At 44.7% G+C, this 656-nt stretch carries 2 protein-coding genes; both read right to left on the bottom strand.

Annotation, left to right across the window (positions count from 1 at the left end; genetic code table 11):
- Positions 1-104 (bottom strand): SEC-C metal-binding domain-containing protein (locus tag R7Q11_RS26880; protein ID WP_225467077.1); only part of this gene is annotated, 104 nt, incomplete at its 3' end.
- A gap of 73 nt (positions 105-177) precedes the next feature.
- Positions 178-656, bottom strand: a 479-nt coding sequence (locus R7Q11_RS26875; RefSeq protein ID WP_225467076.1) for an EAL and HDOD domain-containing protein, incomplete at its 5' end; no start/stop codon positions are given.

The raw sequence follows: 656 nt of genomic DNA, 5'->3' as shown, positions 1-656 counted from the left end.
CGCATTAACTGTTCTGGTGTTTTGACGTCAGCGTGATTGTTGTGCGCAATTTCGCAACACTGTTGGTAGGTACGGTTAGCGCCGCAAGGACAAGAAGAAGCCATAAGATGAAATCTCGTTAGGTAAAGCGATGAAACAAATAATCCCAATAGAGTGGGAGAGAAGCATTATAGCGAGTTAAGGTGTTTGAGAAAGCAGTTCTTGAGCCCACTCTGTCGATTCATTGAATGCATCAGCTAGCTGAGTTTCCGTTAACTTCAAGACAGAGCAGTATCTTTCAGCCAGTTCCCAATCTGCTTGTTCGTAAGCAATACACATAGAAAGGAGATACCCAAGCACACCTTTTCGACTTGTCAGGGCGAGCTTGATGTCTTCATCGACGGGAATGTCTTCAATCACATCCGACAGAGGTTGATCGAGAAGCGAGCCTAATAATGAGAACATACCAGTCAGAAAGGCTTGTCCAGGATCGTACTTGGTTTTCATTTGGCTAAGCAAAATTTCACACATACGAGCGCGTTGAATAGCAAGCGAGTAGAGTGAATCTGGCTTGTCCTCTTGCACAGAAGCAATCGCAACCAGAGAAATAAAGCGTCGTAAACGTTCTTCGCCCAGATAAATCAGCGCCTGTCTAAACGATTTGATCTTGGTTGTGA

It is taken from the genome of Vibrio sp. 970, from assembly GCF_033339075.1.
This window is presented reverse-complemented; position numbering and strand designations above follow the sequence as displayed.